This is a genomic window from Massilia sp. TWP1-3-3, from assembly GCF_049897805.1.
Taxonomy (GTDB): Bacteria; Pseudomonadota; Gammaproteobacteria; order Burkholderiales; family Burkholderiaceae_D; genus Telluria_A.
Genome location: NZ_JAFCWX010000006.1, coordinates 179,001 through 195,007, shown reverse-complemented (window position 1 = coordinate 195,007; position 16,007 = coordinate 179,001). Strand labels below are relative to the sequence as shown.

Annotated in this window: 10 protein-coding genes; 8 read left to right on the top strand and 2 right to left on the bottom strand. The window is 62.1% G+C overall.

Annotation, left to right across the window (positions count from 1 at the left end):
* Positions 1-474: 474 nt before the first annotated feature.
* The 5 genes from ACP7D4_RS08195 to ACP7D4_RS08175 all read left to right on the top strand — a co-directional run bounded on the left by ACP7D4_RS08195 (position 475) and on the right by ACP7D4_RS08175 (position 6,997).
* On the top strand, positions 475-3,321 hold the full coding sequence (locus ACP7D4_RS08195) for a TonB-dependent receptor (protein WP_426103369.1): 2,847 nt from the start codon (positions 475-477) through the stop codon (positions 3,319-3,321).
* 124 nt (positions 3,322-3,445) lie between these two features.
* Entirely contained in the window at positions 3,446-4,954 is a 1,509-nt protein-coding gene (locus ACP7D4_RS08190; protein WP_426103368.1) for a tryptophan halogenase family protein, read from the top strand.
* A 20-nt stretch (positions 4,955-4,974) separates the two neighbouring features.
* On the top strand, positions 4,975-5,103 hold the full coding sequence (locus tag ACP7D4_RS08185) for a hypothetical protein (RefSeq protein WP_426103367.1): 129 nt from the start codon (positions 4,975-4,977) through the stop codon (positions 5,101-5,103).
* Positions 5,104-5,124: 21 nt separating this feature from the next.
* Entirely contained in the window at positions 5,125-6,117 is a 993-nt protein-coding gene (locus ACP7D4_RS08180; protein WP_426103366.1) for a hypothetical protein, read from the top strand.
* A 16-nt stretch (positions 6,118-6,133) separates the two neighbouring features.
* A complete protein-coding gene (locus tag ACP7D4_RS08175; protein WP_426103365.1) occupies positions 6,134-6,997 on the top strand; it encodes an alpha/beta hydrolase family protein in 864 nt (287 codons plus the stop codon).
* On the opposite strand, the gene ACP7D4_RS08170 is transcribed toward ACP7D4_RS08175, so the two are convergent.
* Positions 6,994-8,508, bottom strand: coding sequence for a tryptophan halogenase family protein (locus tag ACP7D4_RS08170; protein WP_426103364.1), 1,515 nt, complete (start codon positions 8,506-8,508; stop codon positions 6,994-6,996). The two genes, ACP7D4_RS08175 and ACP7D4_RS08170, sit on opposite strands and share 4 nt — an antisense overlap.
* 204 nt (positions 8,509-8,712) lie before the next feature.
* Positions 8,713-9,198 carry a hypothetical protein gene (locus ACP7D4_RS08165; protein WP_426103363.1) on the bottom strand — a complete coding sequence of 162 codons (486 nt, stop codon included), beginning with the start codon at positions 9,196-9,198 and terminating at the stop codon, positions 8,713-8,715.
* A gap of 251 nt (positions 9,199-9,449) precedes the next feature.
* On the opposite strand from ACP7D4_RS08165, the gene ACP7D4_RS08160 reads away from it, so the two are divergent.
* The 3 genes from ACP7D4_RS08160 to ACP7D4_RS08150 all read left to right on the top strand — a co-directional run bounded on the left by ACP7D4_RS08160 (position 9,450) and on the right by ACP7D4_RS08150 (position 15,728).
* Positions 9,450-11,339 (top strand): DEAD/DEAH box helicase, encoded by a 1,890-nt coding sequence (locus ACP7D4_RS08160; protein ID WP_426103362.1) that lies wholly within the window; start codon positions 9,450-9,452, stop codon positions 11,337-11,339.
* A 209-nt stretch (positions 11,340-11,548) separates the two neighbouring features.
* On the top strand, positions 11,549-11,893 hold the full coding sequence (locus tag ACP7D4_RS08155) for a low molecular weight protein tyrosine phosphatase family protein (RefSeq protein WP_426208563.1): 345 nt from the start codon (positions 11,549-11,551) through the stop codon (positions 11,891-11,893).
* 85 nt (positions 11,894-11,978) lie between these two features.
* A complete protein-coding gene (locus ACP7D4_RS08150; protein WP_426208562.1) occupies positions 11,979-15,728 on the top strand; it encodes an ATP-binding protein in 3,750 nt (1,249 codons plus the stop codon).
* Positions 15,729-16,007: the final 279 nt, after the last annotated feature.

Here is a 16,007-nt window from a genome sequence, read left to right as displayed (position 1 = left end):
ATACTACACTCCGAAATTCCCATCTACGACGGTGCAGATGGCGCAGATGTTCAACTAGTTTGGGTACAACGCAGCGAATTTGCCGTGGCAGCACGCGCAATCAGCTGAATTATTCGCTGTGGGTAGATTCCTGTAGCACGGCGACCATGCTAAGTTATGGATACCCAGAGCAACTTGCACCGACGCGGTGCAAATTCAACATCTTTTTGATTAGTTACAGAGATAATGTAGTCGTACTACAGCATTGGCCTGAGCTTGATGTGGCCGAAATACAACGACGTAGCCCTTCAGATTGGTAAGTTTGCGTCAAATTTTCCGATTTGCGTAGTCTGATGCAACTGTCGTTGACAGTGCATCTAGTTTTAGTACAAAATTCCTATCAGGGCGTCTTAGAACGCACGGCTAAAGGATCCCGGAAAGTCGCTGTAGGCTGGTTACTGGGAATTGTGAAGTACTGATGAAATGAGGGGACACATGAACATTTTGAACAAACGCCGCAGCGGTTACTACCAGCTCAAACCAGTTGCGGCAGGCTGCGCAATCCTGTTGAGCGCCATGACGACCAGCGCCTTCGCCCAGCAAGCCGACGTCGTGCCGGTACCGGCGGACACCACCAAGACGGTCGCCAAAACGGACGAAGCACCAGGAACCCAGACCGTGGTTGTCTCCGGTATTCGCCGCGGTATTGAAGCGGCTATCTCGATCAAGAAAAATTCCAGCTCGATCGTCGAAGCGATTTCTGCGGAAGACATCGGCAAACTGCCTGATTCAAGCGTCGCCGAGTCGATCGCCCGTTTGCCAGGCGTGACCACCCAGCGTAGCCGCGGCACCGGCAAGCCGTCCGAGATCAGCGTGCGCGGTCTGGCGCCAAGCTTTAACGGCACCCTGGTCAATGGCCGCGAGCAGGCTTCGACGGGCAACTCCCGTAGCCCCGAATTCGATCTGTTCCCCGCCGAACTGATTGGCAGCGCCGTGATTTACAAAACCCCCGATGCAAGCGTGATCGGCCAGGGCCTGGCCGCCACCATCGACCTGCGCACCGTGCAGCCGCTGGACTTTGGCAAGCGCGTGGTTGCCGTCAGTGCTCGCAAAGAGCGCACCGGCATCAACACCCCGTCGCCTGAAGGCAGCGGCCACCGTTATTCCTTCAGCTACATCGACCAGTTCGCCAATCGGACCATTGGTGTGGCAGTTGGCTTGACTACCTACAAGAGCGTCGGTGGTGGCCAACAAAAGTTTGAAGGCGGCGGCACCGGCAAGAGCGACTACAACGGTCAGTCAGTGACCACCCCTAGCGGCTTCAAGGCCGATACCGAAACGTCGACCTATGACCGCAAGGCCGCTTCGCTGGCTTTGCAATACCGTCCAAACCGTGATTTCAAGACCACCTTGGATGTCGTTCACTCGGAAGGCTCGAGCGCGCTGAAAAAGACCGGTCTGGAAGGTTCGATCAGCGGTTCTTGGGGCGGTTACGATCCACAGGGCATGTTGACCAATGCCACTATCGCCAACGGCGTAGCAACCTCGGGTACGTTCACCGGGTACAAGGGTGACGTGCGCAACCACATGGAAAGCGCGGACGACAAGCTGACCTCGATCGGCTGGAACAGTTCGCTCGACGCCGGCGGCTGGAAGCTCGGTTCCGACCTGTCAAGCTCGAAAGCGACCAAGAAGGCCCAGCGTTTCGAAACCCTGGCAGGTCAAGCCGGCAACACGCCTGCAGGTCAGGTCAGCTCGATCTCCTGGACGGGCTTCAATGGTTCCGACTTGTCGGCCATGAAACTGTCGACCAGCCACGATTTCTCTAACCGCGCTACCACGTTCCTGACCGATACCACTGGCTGGGGCGGTGGTCCGCAGTCGCCACAGGCCGGTTACGTGGCGTATCCGACTGTCGACGACAAGATTCTCAGCCTGCGTCTGACGGGCCGCAAGGAAATCGAATGGGGTGTCGTCAACGCGGTGAGCGTGGGCTTTAACTCGACCAAGCGCGACAAAGAGCGTGTCGGTGCCGAAGGCCGCCTGGCGGTCATCGGCGCCGGTGGCGGCTACGCCACCGCGACCGTGCCTGGCACGGCGATCGCCACCGCCGGCACCACGGGCATTCCAATCGTCTCGTTCGACCCAACCGGCACTGTTGGCTCGATCTACGAATTGGCACGCTGGGTTGATGCAACGACCCTGGCCAAGGATTGGTCGGTTTCCGAAAAAGTGAACACGATGTACGCCATGGCTGACATGGACGGCAAGCTTGGCAGCCTGCCGTACAAAGGTAATGTCGGCTTGCAAGTTGTGCGCACCACGCAATCGACCGTTGGCAACAAGGTTGACCTGGCAACCTGTAAAGGCATCACCGAGGCAACCTGCCCATCGAGCAAAATTCATAATGGCACCAGCTATACTGATTTCCTGCCTAGTGCAAACGTGACCTTCGATCTCGGCCGCGACCAGGTCATCCGTGTCGCAGCGGCCAAGGTGCTGGCCCGTGCCAATCTGGACGATATGCGCGCAAGTTCGTCGTTTGGTGTTGACACCACCGACAACAAGATGCCGATTCTCTCCGGTAGCGGCGGTAACGCCAAGCTTGAGCCGTTCCGTGCCAAGGCACTGGACGTGTCGTACGAAAAGTATTTCGGCAAGAAGGGTTATATCAGCGCAGCCGTGTTCTACAAAAAGCTCGATACTTACATCCTGCGCTCGCCACGCGCCTTCGACTTCGGCAGCCAGGTGAGCGCGAATACGCCTTTGCCGCAGAGCGGCCCGTTCAAGGGTTCGACGGTGGGCGTGTTGACCACCCCAACCAATGGTGATGGTGGCAATATCCGCGGTGTTGAAGTAGCAGTGAACGTGCCGTTCTCGTTGTTTACGCCTTACCTGGACGGCTTTGGCGCTTCGCTGAACCATTCGGATACCACGAGCGGTATCGATCTGCCGGCAGTCGGTTTTGCCACCATAAACGTCAGTCCAATCCGCATCCCGCTGCCAGGCTTGTCCAAGCGCGTCAGCAACCTGCGCCTGTACTACGAAAAAGCCGGCTTCCAGTTTGCCTGGGCAGCACGCAAGCGTTCCGACTTCCTCGGCGCGATCAGCGACTACCAAGACAACAGCCAGCTGACGTTCGTCAAGGGGGAAACGGTCATCGACCTGCAAGCGTCGTACGAAGTCCAGGCCGGTCCGTTGAAAGGTGTCAGCGTATTTGCAACGGCTAACAACTGGAATAACACGCCGTACCAGGAATATAATGGCGTGGACCGCAATGCGCCATCATACAAGACGACCTACGGCCGCACTTACCAGTTCGGCGCGAGCTACAAGTTCTAAGCCGCATGCGGAGGTCTTGACCTCGGCGTGATTGACAACCCCGGCCGCTCAGGCGCCCGGGGTTGTTTTACGTACCACCTGCGCGTTTTACCTATCAACCTTGGATTCCAGCCAGGACATCACCATGCCAACTTGCGTCATCAAAAACATCGTCATCGTCGGCGGCGGCACTGCCGGCTGGATGAGCGCCGCGGCACTGTCGGCCGTGCTCAAGGATCGCTACACGGTGCGGGTCGTCGAGTCCGACGAGATCGGCATTGTCGGGGTGGGGGAAGCGACCATTCCAATGATCAAGCGCTTCAACCAGGTCGTGGGCATCGACGAAGCGCACTTCCTGCGCGCCACCCAGGGCACCTTCAAGCTGGGCATTGAATTCGTCAACTTCGGCAAGCTGGGCGACCGTTACCTGCACGGCTTTGGCACCCTGGGCCAAGACCTGGCCACCGTGCCTTTTGACCAGTACTGGCAAAAAATGCGGCGCCTGGGCAAGGCCAAGGATCTGGATGCGTATTCCATCACGCGCCAAGCTTGCAGGCAGAACAAATTCATGCCGCCGCGCCACGACGCACCGAATTCGCCGCTCAATGACATCGCTTACGCCTACCATTTCGACGCCAGCCTGTATGCGCGCTACCTGCGTGGCGTGTGCGAACAACGCGGCGTGACGCGCATCGAAGGCAAGATCGTGCACGTGTCGCAGCGCGAAGGCGACGGCCATGTCGACGCGGTCGTGCTGGAAAGCGGCCAGCGGATCGAGGGCGATCTGTTCATCGACTGCTCCGGTTTTCGCGGCTTGCTGATCGAAGGCGCGCTTGAGACCGGCTATGAAGACTGGAGCGCCTATTTGCCGTGCGACACGGCGGTGGCAGTGCCGTGCGAATCGGCCGCTGAGCTGCTGCCCTACACCCGCTGCACTGCGCACACGGCCGGCTGGCAATGGCGGATCCCGCTGCAGCACCGGATCGGTAACGGCTACGTGTATTGCAGCCGTTTCATCAGCGATGATGAGGCGCGCGCCACCTTGCTGGCCAATCTGGACGGCAAGCCGCTGGGTGAGCCGCGCATCATCCGCTTCAAGACCGGCATGCGCAAGCTGGGCTGGAACCGCAATGTGGTTGCCATCGGGCTGGCCAGTGGTTTCCTGGAGCCGCTCGAGTCAACCAGTATCCACCTGGTGCAAGCTGCGATCGGACGACTGATCAATTTCTTTCCCGACCAGGGCTTCAACCAGACTGACATTGACGAGTACAACCGCCAGAGCCGTTTCGAATACGAGCGCATCCGGGATTTCATCATCTTGCACTACAAGCTCAACCAGCGAGACGACGCGCCGTTCTGGCAAGCCTGCGCCGCCATGCCCATCCCGGAGACATTGGAGCGCAAGATGGCCTTGTTCCGCGCGCGCGGGCGCGTGGTGCGCCTTGATAATGAACTGTTTGCCGAAGTCGGCTGGCTGCAGGTGCTTTACGGACAGAATCTTGCGCCCGAAGGCTACAACCCCCTGGTCGATCTGATTGGGGAAAACGAAACTGCCGAGTATCTCGACAATGTCAGCGCCGTGATTGCCGCCTGCGTCGACGTGATGCCGTCGCATGCCGAGTATGTTGCCCAATTTTGCGCCGCGCCGCGCTAGACTTTTACCAGGAATTGCCCATGCATTTTTCAGTATCGCGCCTCGCCTTTCCAGCCCGCGCAGCCATGATCGCGTTGGCGTTGGCTTTGGCAAACCTGGCGGTGGCGGCAAGCGCCGCTGCGCTGCCACCGGCCACGCAATTTTTCTAGGCACCGCAGCTGTCCGGCGCCGTGTTGTCACCCGACGGACGAGCGCTGGCATTTCGCCAGCCTGGTCCCGACGGCAGGTTGCGCCTGGTCGTGCTCGACCTGCTGAGCTTCAAGCCCACGGTAGTGGCATCCTATGCCAATGACGACGTTGACCGGATCGCATGGGTCAATGACCAGCGCCTGGTGTTTACCCTGAAGGTTGAATTGACCGGACCGAACCGCACCGACACCGGGCCCGGCCCCGGCCTGGTTGCCGTCAACCGCGACGGCGGCAGCTTGCGCGCCCTGGTCGAGCGCACCCGTTATTTCGCTTCCAGTGGCGCCACATTCGACAAGTTGCAACCTATTAATACCTTTCTGGTCCACGCTATCGGGGGCCAACGCGGTGACGAGGTGCTGGTGGCAAGTCCACAGGCGATGGACGAAAAACAGGTCGACTATATCGAATTGGGCAGTCTGAATACCGTCACTGGCCGCTTGCGCAATCTGGACACACCCTTGCATTCGGACTACTGGCTGCGCGACCTGCACGGCAAGCTGCGCGTTGCCATGTCCGTCGAGGGCGCCACGCGAACCATGCATTACCGTAAGCCGGACGGCGATTGGAAAAAGCTTGCCCAGTTCCCCCGCTTCGATCACAACGCGATTCACCCCTTGTTTATTGACAATGCCGCTCGCCTGTACGTCAGCGCTGTCCAAGGCGACAAACGGGCGGTCTTCACCTTCGATCCGGCCACGGGAAAGCTGGGCGCCAAGCCGGTGCTCGCTTCGGCCGAGTATGACATCGATCCCCAGTTCATCGCCACCAATGACAAGTTGCTCGGCATGCGCTACCACATCGATGCCGAGGTCACGGCATGGCTCGATCCAGCCATGCAAGCAGTTCAAGCCAGCGTCGACACGCTGCTGCCTGCCACCCGCCAACTGCATCTCGGTGCCGGCCCATGCCGCCACCAATTTCGTGCTGGTGGAATCGTTTTCCGACGTCCAGCCGCTGCGCTATGCACTGTATGACACCAAAACCGGCTAATTGACCATCATTGGCGCTTCACGGCCGGCCTTCGATCCGCAGCAGCTCGGGGTGATGGACATGGTGCACTACAAGGCGTGCGACGGCTTGCCGATTCCCGCCTATCTGACGCTGCCGCCTGGCGGGGTCAAGAAAAACCTGCCCTTGTTGGTGTTTGTGCATGGCGGGCCGTGGGTACGCGGCGCAACCTGGGGCTGGGATAGCGAAGTGCGGTTCCTTGCCTCGCGTGGCTACGCAGTGCTGCAGCCGGAATTTCGCGGCAACCGGGGTTTCGGGCGCCGTCATCTTGAAGCCGGCTTCAAGCAATGGGGCCTGGCAATGCAAAACGACCTGGCCGACGGCGTGCGCTGGGCGATTGCCGAAGGCATTGCCGACCCCAAGCGTATTTGCATCATGGGCGCCAGCTATGGCGGTTACGCGACCATGATGGGTCTGGTACACGCCCCGGACTTGTTCCGCTGCGGCGTCAACTGGGTGGGCGTGACCGACATCGATCTGATGTATGGCGTGGGCTGGAGCGATCTGTCCGATGACTACAAGCGCTACGGCATGCCAGCGCTGGTGGGCGACCGGGTCAAGGATGCGGCCCAGTTCAAGGCAACCTCGCCGGTGGCCAGGCTGCCCGCATCACCCAGCCGCTATTGCTCGCCTATGGCGGCTTCGACGTGCGCGTGCCCATCGTGCACGGTGAAAAACTACGCGACGCGGTCAGGGCGCGCAACAGCAATGTCGAGTGGGTCGTGTACCCGCAAGAAGGGCATGGCTGGCACAAGCCGGAAAACCAGGTCGACTTCTGGACCCGCGTCGAGAAATTTTTGGATCGCAACCTGCGCGCGGCCAAGTAATCTGGCGCGGCGGTGTTAGCCCGGAGGCGCGGCCTTGCAATTGGCGGCGATGAATTCTTCGTGGCTTGGCATGGCTTGCGCGCAGTTGCGGATCACCTGCTGTACATCGCTCAGGAAGCTGGCGATCTGGGCCTTGCTGCGCTGGTCCACCAGCGGGTTGTAGCCCTGGGCCCGCATGCCTTGCCCGTGCATCACCTGCAGCCAGCTGGTCTCGGCGAACAAATCATCGCTGTCGCGCACAATGCGCCCGTTGCTGCGATACAGATCCATCTTTGCCTGCAAGGTAGCGGGGATCTCCATTTCCCGGCAGTAATCCCAGAACGGCGAACCGGTGCGCTCATTGGCCTTGTAGTGCAGGATCAGGAAGTCGCGAATGGTGGTGTATTCGCGATCGCTCTGCGCATTGTAGGCGTCGATGTCGGCCGTATCGAAGCGCGCATGCGGAAACATCATCATCAAGCGGGTAATCGCCGTTTGCACCATGTGGATGCTGGTTGATTCGAGCGGCTCCATGAAGCCGCCCGACAAACCAATCGCCACGCAGTTCTTGTTCCACGCTTTTTTGCGTTTGCCGGTGGTGAACTTGAGATGGCGCGGCGACGCCAGTGGGGCGCCGTCAAGGTTGTTCATCAACGTAGACTCGGCTTCGTCCGCGCTCATGAACTTGCTGCTGTAGACGTGTCCATTGCCGACCCGGTGTTGCAGCGGGATGCGCCATTGCCACCCGGCCGCACGCGCGGTCGATCGGGTGTACGGCAGCAAGGCGCCATGCGATTCGCAGGGAACGGCAACGGCGCGGTCGCACGGCAGCCAGCCGCTCCAGTCCTCGAAGCCGGTATGCAGCGCCTTTTCAATCAAGAGACCGGCCATGCCGGAACAGTCGATGAACAGGTCGCCGGCAATGCGTTCACCGTTTTCCATGATCAGCGCTTGAATAAAGCCGTCGCCCTCGCGCAGCACGGTCCCGACGATCTTGCCTTCGGTGCGCGTGACCTGCGCGGCCTCGGCGCGCTGGCGCAAGAATTTGGCGTACAGGCCGGCATCGAAATGGTAGGCGTAAGCAATGTCTGCAAGGGGAGAGTCGCTGCAGTCATACGTGCCGCGCATGAACTTGCCCATGCGCGGCGCCACGGTATTGAGCGAAAAATGTTCGAGCTCGGGTGCTTCACCAAGCTGGTACAGCTTGAGCCAGTATTGATAGAACTTGGCCAGCATCTGGTCGCGTCCGATGCTGCCAAAGCCGTGGATATAGGAGTCGCCCTGCCTGCCCCAATTGACAAACTCGATGCCAAGCTTGAAGGAACCCTGGGTGGCGCGGATGAATTCGTTTTCGTCTATCCCCAGCAAATCGTTAAAACCACGGATCAGGGGGATGGTCGCCTCGCCTACGCCGATGGTGGAGATTTCGTTCGATTCGATCAGGCGGATGCGGTAGTCTTCGGGCATCAAATGCGATAGCGCGGCAGCTGTCATCCAGCCTGCGGTACCGCCACCGACGATGACGATGTCGTTTATTAGCTTGATAGTCAATTATCGCTCCATCCTGGACTGCCGTCCGTCAACAATAGTTCGAAAGACTGGCCGAGCTGCCAGCGAAGGCAAGCTGCTTTGCCCTTTGGCAATATAACATTTCAGCGTTAACTATTCAATCTCGGTAGGCGCGGCGCGCGCAACACAGTCTCGCGCCTACAACGCCGCCGGCACGCGCTTGTCCATCGCGCTCGGAAGTGATTTTTATGAGGCGCAAAGGCGGGCGCGAATGCGCCGCAAATTGGCGACCGGGCCCGTCAGCACCAGCGTATCGCCATCGCGCGCCACGTGGATATTGCCCTCATCCCAGCGCAGCAGGCGCGGCAAGTTCTGGCGATACACGATGGCGTTCCCGCGCGCGCCCACTTCGATATAGCGCGCGCACTCCACTTCGGTGACCACGCGCCGCACCGCCGCTTCCGACGCCGGCGACACGCTAAAGCGCGCCTTCATCACCATCAGCACCGAGATCAGCGCGCCCACCGCCAATCCGGCGAGCAAGGCGCCCAGCGGCATGACGCGCGCGCCGGAAGCGATTGCCAGGCCATGAATGGCCAGCGTGCAAGCCAGTACGATAAGCAGATACGATTGCAGCTGCGTCCACGATTGAAACAGCATCCAGTAGCGTTTCGCTGGCAGCGGATACGTGATGGCCGAGACGGCAAGCTTGGCTTTGACTGATTCAGGCATGGGTAGCAATAGCATCATGAAAGCGCGCATCCTACCATGACAAAATAGTTTATTTTGCCGCGTGTGGCGTGCAAAATCAGTGACAGCAGGTGACAGGAAAGGGGGGCAGCGACCCCACGCGCATGAAATACTAGCAGCATTCCCCCAGCAATTTGATACGGAAATCGTGGTTTTGGCACATAAAAATCGCCAACAGGGTAAACTACAGGGTGCTTTCCCGTCGGGATGGCAAGTCTAATTGCGAGTGTCCTATGTCTGAATCCCCTGTACTGCTGTTTTCCGAACTCAATCTTTCCGCCCAGGTGCTGAAAGTAATGAAGGAGGTCGGTTACGAAACCCCTTCGCCGATCCAGGCAGCCACCATCCCGCTGCTGCTGGCCAATCGCGACGTGTTGGGACAGGCCCAGACCGGTACCGGCAAGACTGCCGCCTTTGCGCTGCCTATCCTGTCGCGCATCGACATCAAGCAGCAAACGCCGCAGGCGCTGGTGCTCGCGCCCACGCGCGAACTGGCGATCCAGGTGGCCGAAGCGTTCCAGAAGTACGCCACCCACATCAAAGACTTCCACGTGCTGCCGATCTACGGCGGCCAGAGTTACGGCCCGCAGCTGTCGGCCTTGCGCCGCGGCGTGCACGTCATTGTCGGTACCCCTGGCCGCGTCATCGACCACCTTGAAAAAGGCTCGCTCGACCTGTCCAAGCTGAAAACGCTGGTGCTCGACGAAGCCGACGAGATGCTGCGCATGGGCTTTATCGACGACGTCGAACAGATCTTGCAAAAGACGCCCGAATCGCGCCAGACCGCGCTGTTCTCGGCCACCATGCCCTCGGCCATCAAGCGCATCGCCAAAACCTACCTGCGCGACCCGGCCGAAGTGACCGTGGCCGCCAAGACCGGCACCGCCGACAATATCCGCCAGCGCTACTGGATGGTGAGCGGCATGCAAAAGCTCGAAGCGCTGACCCGCATTCTGGAAGCGGAACCGTTCGACGGCATGATCATCTTTGCCCGCACCAAGCTCGGTACCGAAGAACTGGCCACCAAGCTGCAGGCGCGCGGCTTTGCCGCCACCGCCATCAATGGCGACATGCAGCAGACGCAGCGCGAGCGCACCATCGAGCAGCTCAAGAACGGCAAGATCGACATTCTGGTTGCCACCGACGTGGCCGCGCGCGGCCTGGACGTCGAGCGCATCAGCCACGTGATCAACTACGACGTGCCGTCCGACCCTGAAAGCTACACCCACCGCATCGGCCGCACCGGCCGCGCGGGCCGCAGCGGCGACGCGATCCTGTTCATTACTCCGCGCGAGCAAAGTCTGTTGAAGGCCATCGAACGCGCCACGCGCCAGCCGGTGGCGCCATTGACGTTGCCTACGGTCAAAGCGGTCAACGACGTGCGCATTGCCAAATTCAAGGACCAGATCACGGAAGTAATCGCCGCCGGCGGCCTGGACGTGTTCCGTTCGCTGATCGAAGAATACGAGCGCGAGCAGAACGTGCCCGCGATCGAAATTGCCGCGGCGCTGGCCAAGCTGGCGCGCGGCGACGTGCCGCTGCTGCTAGAAAAACCGAACCGCGACGCCAAGTCGGCGCCATCGTGGGCCGCCACCGAAGCGCCGGGCGCGCGCGCACCGCGTTCCGATTCGCCGCCGCGCGCGTTTGTCCCTAGCGAGCGCGGCGAACGCAGCGAGCGTCCGGACCGTGGCGGCGAAGCACCGGCCTTCAAGCCGCGCGAGCGCACCATGAAGCCGCAGGAAGAGGGCATGGGCACGTTCCGCATTGAAGTGGGCCACGCGCACGGTGTCAAGCCGGGCAATATCGTCGGCGCGATTGCCAATGAAGCGGGCATCGAGTCCAGGTACATCGGGCGCATCGAGATCTACGATGACTACAGCACGCTTGATCTGCCGTCGGACATGCCGCCTGACTTGATCGATCACCTCAAGACGGTGTGGGTTGCGGGCCAGCAGCTGAACATCACGCGTGATGGTGAAACGCCGCCGCCGAAAAAAGCGGGCACGCCGTTCGTCAAGAAAGCGGGCGACCGCCGTTTTGAAGAGAAAAAGCTCGGACCCAAAAAGCCATACGACGCGACCAAGAAGAAAGAGCACCGCAAAGGCCCGGTAAAGCCTGAGTAATTTGACGCGATGGCGGATCGTATCCGCCCTACGCAAGCCGTGCGAGCAGCGGTCCGTAGGGCGGATGCATTCGGCCACGCTCCGCTAGCGACTTCTATCCGTAGGGCGGATGCAATCTTCCATGAGCCGCTCATGGCTTCTCGCTCATGACTCCTCGCTCATGACTTCTCGCTCATGACTTCTCGCTCACGACTTCTATCAGTGAGTTCATGCCCCAACCCGACAAACACCACGTCCTTTTCATCTGCAGCCGCAACCAGTGGCGCAGTCCCACCGCCGAGCAAGTCTGGCGCAAGCATCCCCTATTGTCCGTGCGCTCCGCCGGCACCAGCCCCAACGCGCGGCGCCAGGTGTCCGCCGACGATATCAGCTGGTCCACCGTCATCATGGTCATGGAAGAAAAGCACAAGTCGCGCCTGAAAGCCGAATTTTCCCGCTTGCTGGAAGGGCGCGTAATCCACGTGCTCGACATCCCCGACGACTACAAATACATGGACCCCGAACTGGTGGAGCAAGTCGAGCAATCGGTGGCTTCGCTGCTGGACCTGGAATAAACTGTCGGGTTTCCTATCGGAACGTCCCTTCCGTCCGATTTGTTCTATGATTTCATCAACGACAATGCCGTCGATTGAGAGGAATATGGATAGTCTCTTGGCCAGCGATACCAGCTTTTTGAATGGCAGCGGCGAGATGGCCGCCTTGATCCGTTCCCTGGACTGGTCCGGCACGCCCCTCGGTCCCGTGCAAACGTGGCCGCAAAGCTTGCGCACCATGGTCAGCCTGTGCCTGGCGTCGAGCTTTCCCATCAATATCATCTGGGGGCCGGCCAACACCCAGATTTACAACGACGGCTACCGCGCCATGTACGGCGCGCGCCATCCCGGGGCGCTGGGCATGGATTACACCGAATGCTGGGCCTCCGCATGGACCGGCGTGGGCGAAGCGTTCGAGCAGGCGCGCAAGGGCGGCACCTCCTTCCGCGAAAACGAGCGGATGTTCCTGTTTCGCAACGGCTACCTGGAAGAGACCTTTTTCACGTTTTCCATGAGCCCCGTGCGCGACGAGTCGGGCGGCATCGGCGGCGTGTTCCATCCCGTGACCGAGACCACCACCAGCACGCTGGCGGCGCGCCGCACGCGCGCCTTGCGCGACCTGACGGCGCACCTGGCCGAAGCGAAAACTGCCCACGACGTGTGCCGCCTGGCCATCGAAACGCTGGCCGGTTACGCGCTCGACCTGCCTTTCGCGCTGCTGTACTGCCTGGACGCGGACCGCGGTGCCTACCGGCTGTTCGGCAGCGCCGGCGTCGACGAGGGCACGGCGATCAGCGCACCGGCCATCGCGGCGGACGCCGGCGGCGTATGGCCGCTGGCGCGCCTCGAACGCGACGCGCCGACCTTGTGCGTGGACGGTTTGCGCGCGCGTCTGGGCTCCGTCCAATGCGGTCCCTACGACGAGGCGCCCGAGTGTGCCTTCCTCATGCCGGCCTGGCGCGACAACGGCAAACTGCCGGTGGCGCTGCTCATGGCTGGGGTCAGCGCGCGATTGCCGCTGACCGACGCCTATCGCGACTTTTACGCGTTGCTGGGCGCCGCCTTTGGCGCCGCGCTCGCGCGCGTGGCCGCAGCCGAAGAAGCGCGCCTGCGCCTGGACATGCTGACCGCCATGGACCGCGCCAAGACCGAATTTTTTTCCAACGTCAGCCACGAGTTCCGCACGCCGCTCACCTTGCTGCTTGGCCCGCTGGAAGATGCCGCGCACGATGCGGCCATTCCCCAGGCCCAGCAAGACCGGCTGGAGATGGCGCACCGTAACGCGCTGCGCCTGCTCAAAATGGTCAATTCGCTGCTCGATTATGCGCGCATCGAGGCGGGGCGCGCCGTGGCGCGCTTTGTCTCCGTCGACCTGGCCGCGCTGACGGCGGACCTGGCCAGCGGCTTTCGCTCGGCCTGCACCAATGCCGGCATCGCGTTGAACGTCACCGCGCCGCCGCTTCAGGAAGCGGTCTATGTCGACACCGAGATGTGGGAAAAAATCATCCTCAACCTGCTCTCGAACGCTTTCAAGTTCACGCTGGCCGGCAGTATTTCGCTCACGCTGCGCCGCCATGGCGACGCCGTGCAGCTGACGGTGGCCGACACGGGCGTGGGCATCCCGGCCGCGCAACTGGGCAGCGTCTTTGAGCGCTTTCACCGCGTGCAGAGCCAGAAGGGCCGTTCGGTGGAGGGCACCGGCATCGGCCTATCGCTGGTCAAGGAGCTGGTGCACTTGCACGGCGGCGCGATCGCTGTCGACAGCGTCGAGGGCGCCGGTACTACTTTCACACTGTCGATCCCGTTCGGCTGCGTGCACCTGCCGCCCGAGCAGGTGCACGCCAGGTCGGCCTGGCCGGCGCGCGCCTGGCGCGGCGGCGAATATGCCGAGGAAGCGATGCTCTCGCTGCGTCCGGACGCGGCGAGCGTCGCGCCGATCTTCATGCCGGGCGCGCCGCGCATCGTGCTGGCCGACGACAACGCCGACATGCGCGCCTATATCCAACGCATCCTGGTCGACGCCGGCTACCAGGTCGATGCGGTGGGCGATGGCGCGGCGGCGCTGGCCGCGATCCGGAGCAGCCCGGCACCCGACCTGGTGCTGACCGACCTGATGATGCCGGGGATGGATGGTTTCGAGTTGCTCGGCCAATTGCGCGCCGACGCGGCCACCACGGGTCTGGTGGTGATGCTCATTTCAGCGCGCGCCGGCGAAGAAGCGCGGCTCGAAGGCTTGGCCGCGGGGGCCGACGACTACATCGTCAAACCGTTCAGCGCGCGCGAACTGCGCGCGCGTGTGGACGGCGCCATTGCGCTTGCGGGGCATCGGCGCAAGGCCGACGAGCGCGTCAGCGCGCTGCTGGTGGAAATTGAGAAGGAGCGCGGCCGCGCGGCGCTGCGCGAGACCGAGGCCCACGTGGCGTCGTTCTTTGAGCAGAGCGCGGCCGGCGTGGCCGAAGCCGACCTGGCAGGGCGCCTGATCCGCGTCAACGAGCGCTATTGCGAGATCGTCGGGCGCACCCGCGAGGCGCTGCTGGGGCGGCCCGGCGACGGCTTCGACCTGGCGCAGGGCGGCCTGGATGCGTTCGAGGCCGACCGCCGCTACGCGCGGCCCGACGGCAGCGCGGTCTGGGTCAGCATGGCCGTCACGCCGATCCGCAACGCAGCCACCGGCGTGGCCGAAGGCGCGCTGGCCGTGGTGCTCGACATCACGGCGCGCAAGCTGGCCGAAGAGGAAGTGATCGAAGCGAGCCACCGCAAGGATGAATTTCTGGCGATGCTGGCGCACGAACTGCGCAACCCGCTGGCGCCGATCAGCGCCGCCGCCGAACTGATGGCCATGGTCCAGCTCGACGAAGCGCGGCTGAAACGCACCAGCGCCATCATCACGCGCCAGGTGCGCCACATGACCAGCCTGGTCGATGACTTGCTTGACGTCTCGCGCGTCACACGCGGCCTGGTGGCGATCGACCGCAGTCCCCAGGACATCGGCCGCATTGTCGCCAACGCGGTCGAACAGGTCACGCCGCTGATTGAAGCGCGCCGCCACCAGCTCATTACCGACCTGGCCGCGCAGGACGGCGTGGTGCTGGGAGAGCACAAGCGCCTGGTGCAAGTGCTGAGCAACCTGCTCAACAACGCGGCCAAGTACACGCCCGATGGCGGCGTCGTCACCTTGCGCACGCGCCTGGAAGGCGGGCGCATTGCGATCAGCGTGGAAGACACCGGCATCGGGATCGCGCCCGAACTGCAGGGGCGCGTGTTTGACCTGTTCGCGCAGGCCGAGCGTACGCCGGACCGCTCGCAGGGCGGGCTGGGTCTGGGGCTGGCCCTGGTCAAGAGCATGGTGGAGCTGCACGGCGGCACGGTGGTGTGCAGCAGCGAAGGCCTGGGCAAGGGGAGCTGCTTTACGGTCAGTCTGCCGCTTTTGGAAGAAGCGGGCAGGGATGGTACTGCCGGGGAGCCCGCGCCGCTGGTGCAGTGCGCAGGCACGCTCAGGATCATGGTCGTGGACGACAATGTGGACGCGGCGATGATGCTCTCGCTGCTGCTTGACGCGTCAGGCTATGAAGTGATGGTGGAGCATGACTCGACCAAAGCGCTGGCGATGGCAAGCGCGCGCCGGCCCGATATCGGCATTCTTGATATCGGTCTGCCCGATATGGATGGCAATGAACTGGCGCGGCGGCTGAAGGCGGGCGCGGCCACCTCGCACATGGTGCTCATTGCCGTGACCGGGTACGGGCAGGAGAGCGACCGGGCCAAGGCCATGGCGGCCGGGTTTGACCATTACCTGGTCAAGCCAGTGGATACGGCGCGGCTGATGGATATTCTCAACGGCTTGCGCCGGGCGTAATTGGGCGTAATCGGGTTCAAAGCCGAAGCCGCCGATTTACCAGAGCGCCGCCCACCCGGCTGCGGCACCAATGCCATGCAGCCGAGCCGGCATCGGGCGTTTCGACGGCGCTTGGCGCAATGCGGGCGATGCCCTTTTCCGCCCTACGTAAGGCCGAGCCGTCAACTTGCGTAGGGCGGAAAAGCGAAGCGCATTGCGCCATGGGGCCGCCTGCGGCATCGGGCGTTTCGACGGCGCTTGGCGCAATGCAGGCGATGCCCTTTTCCGCCCTACGCAGGG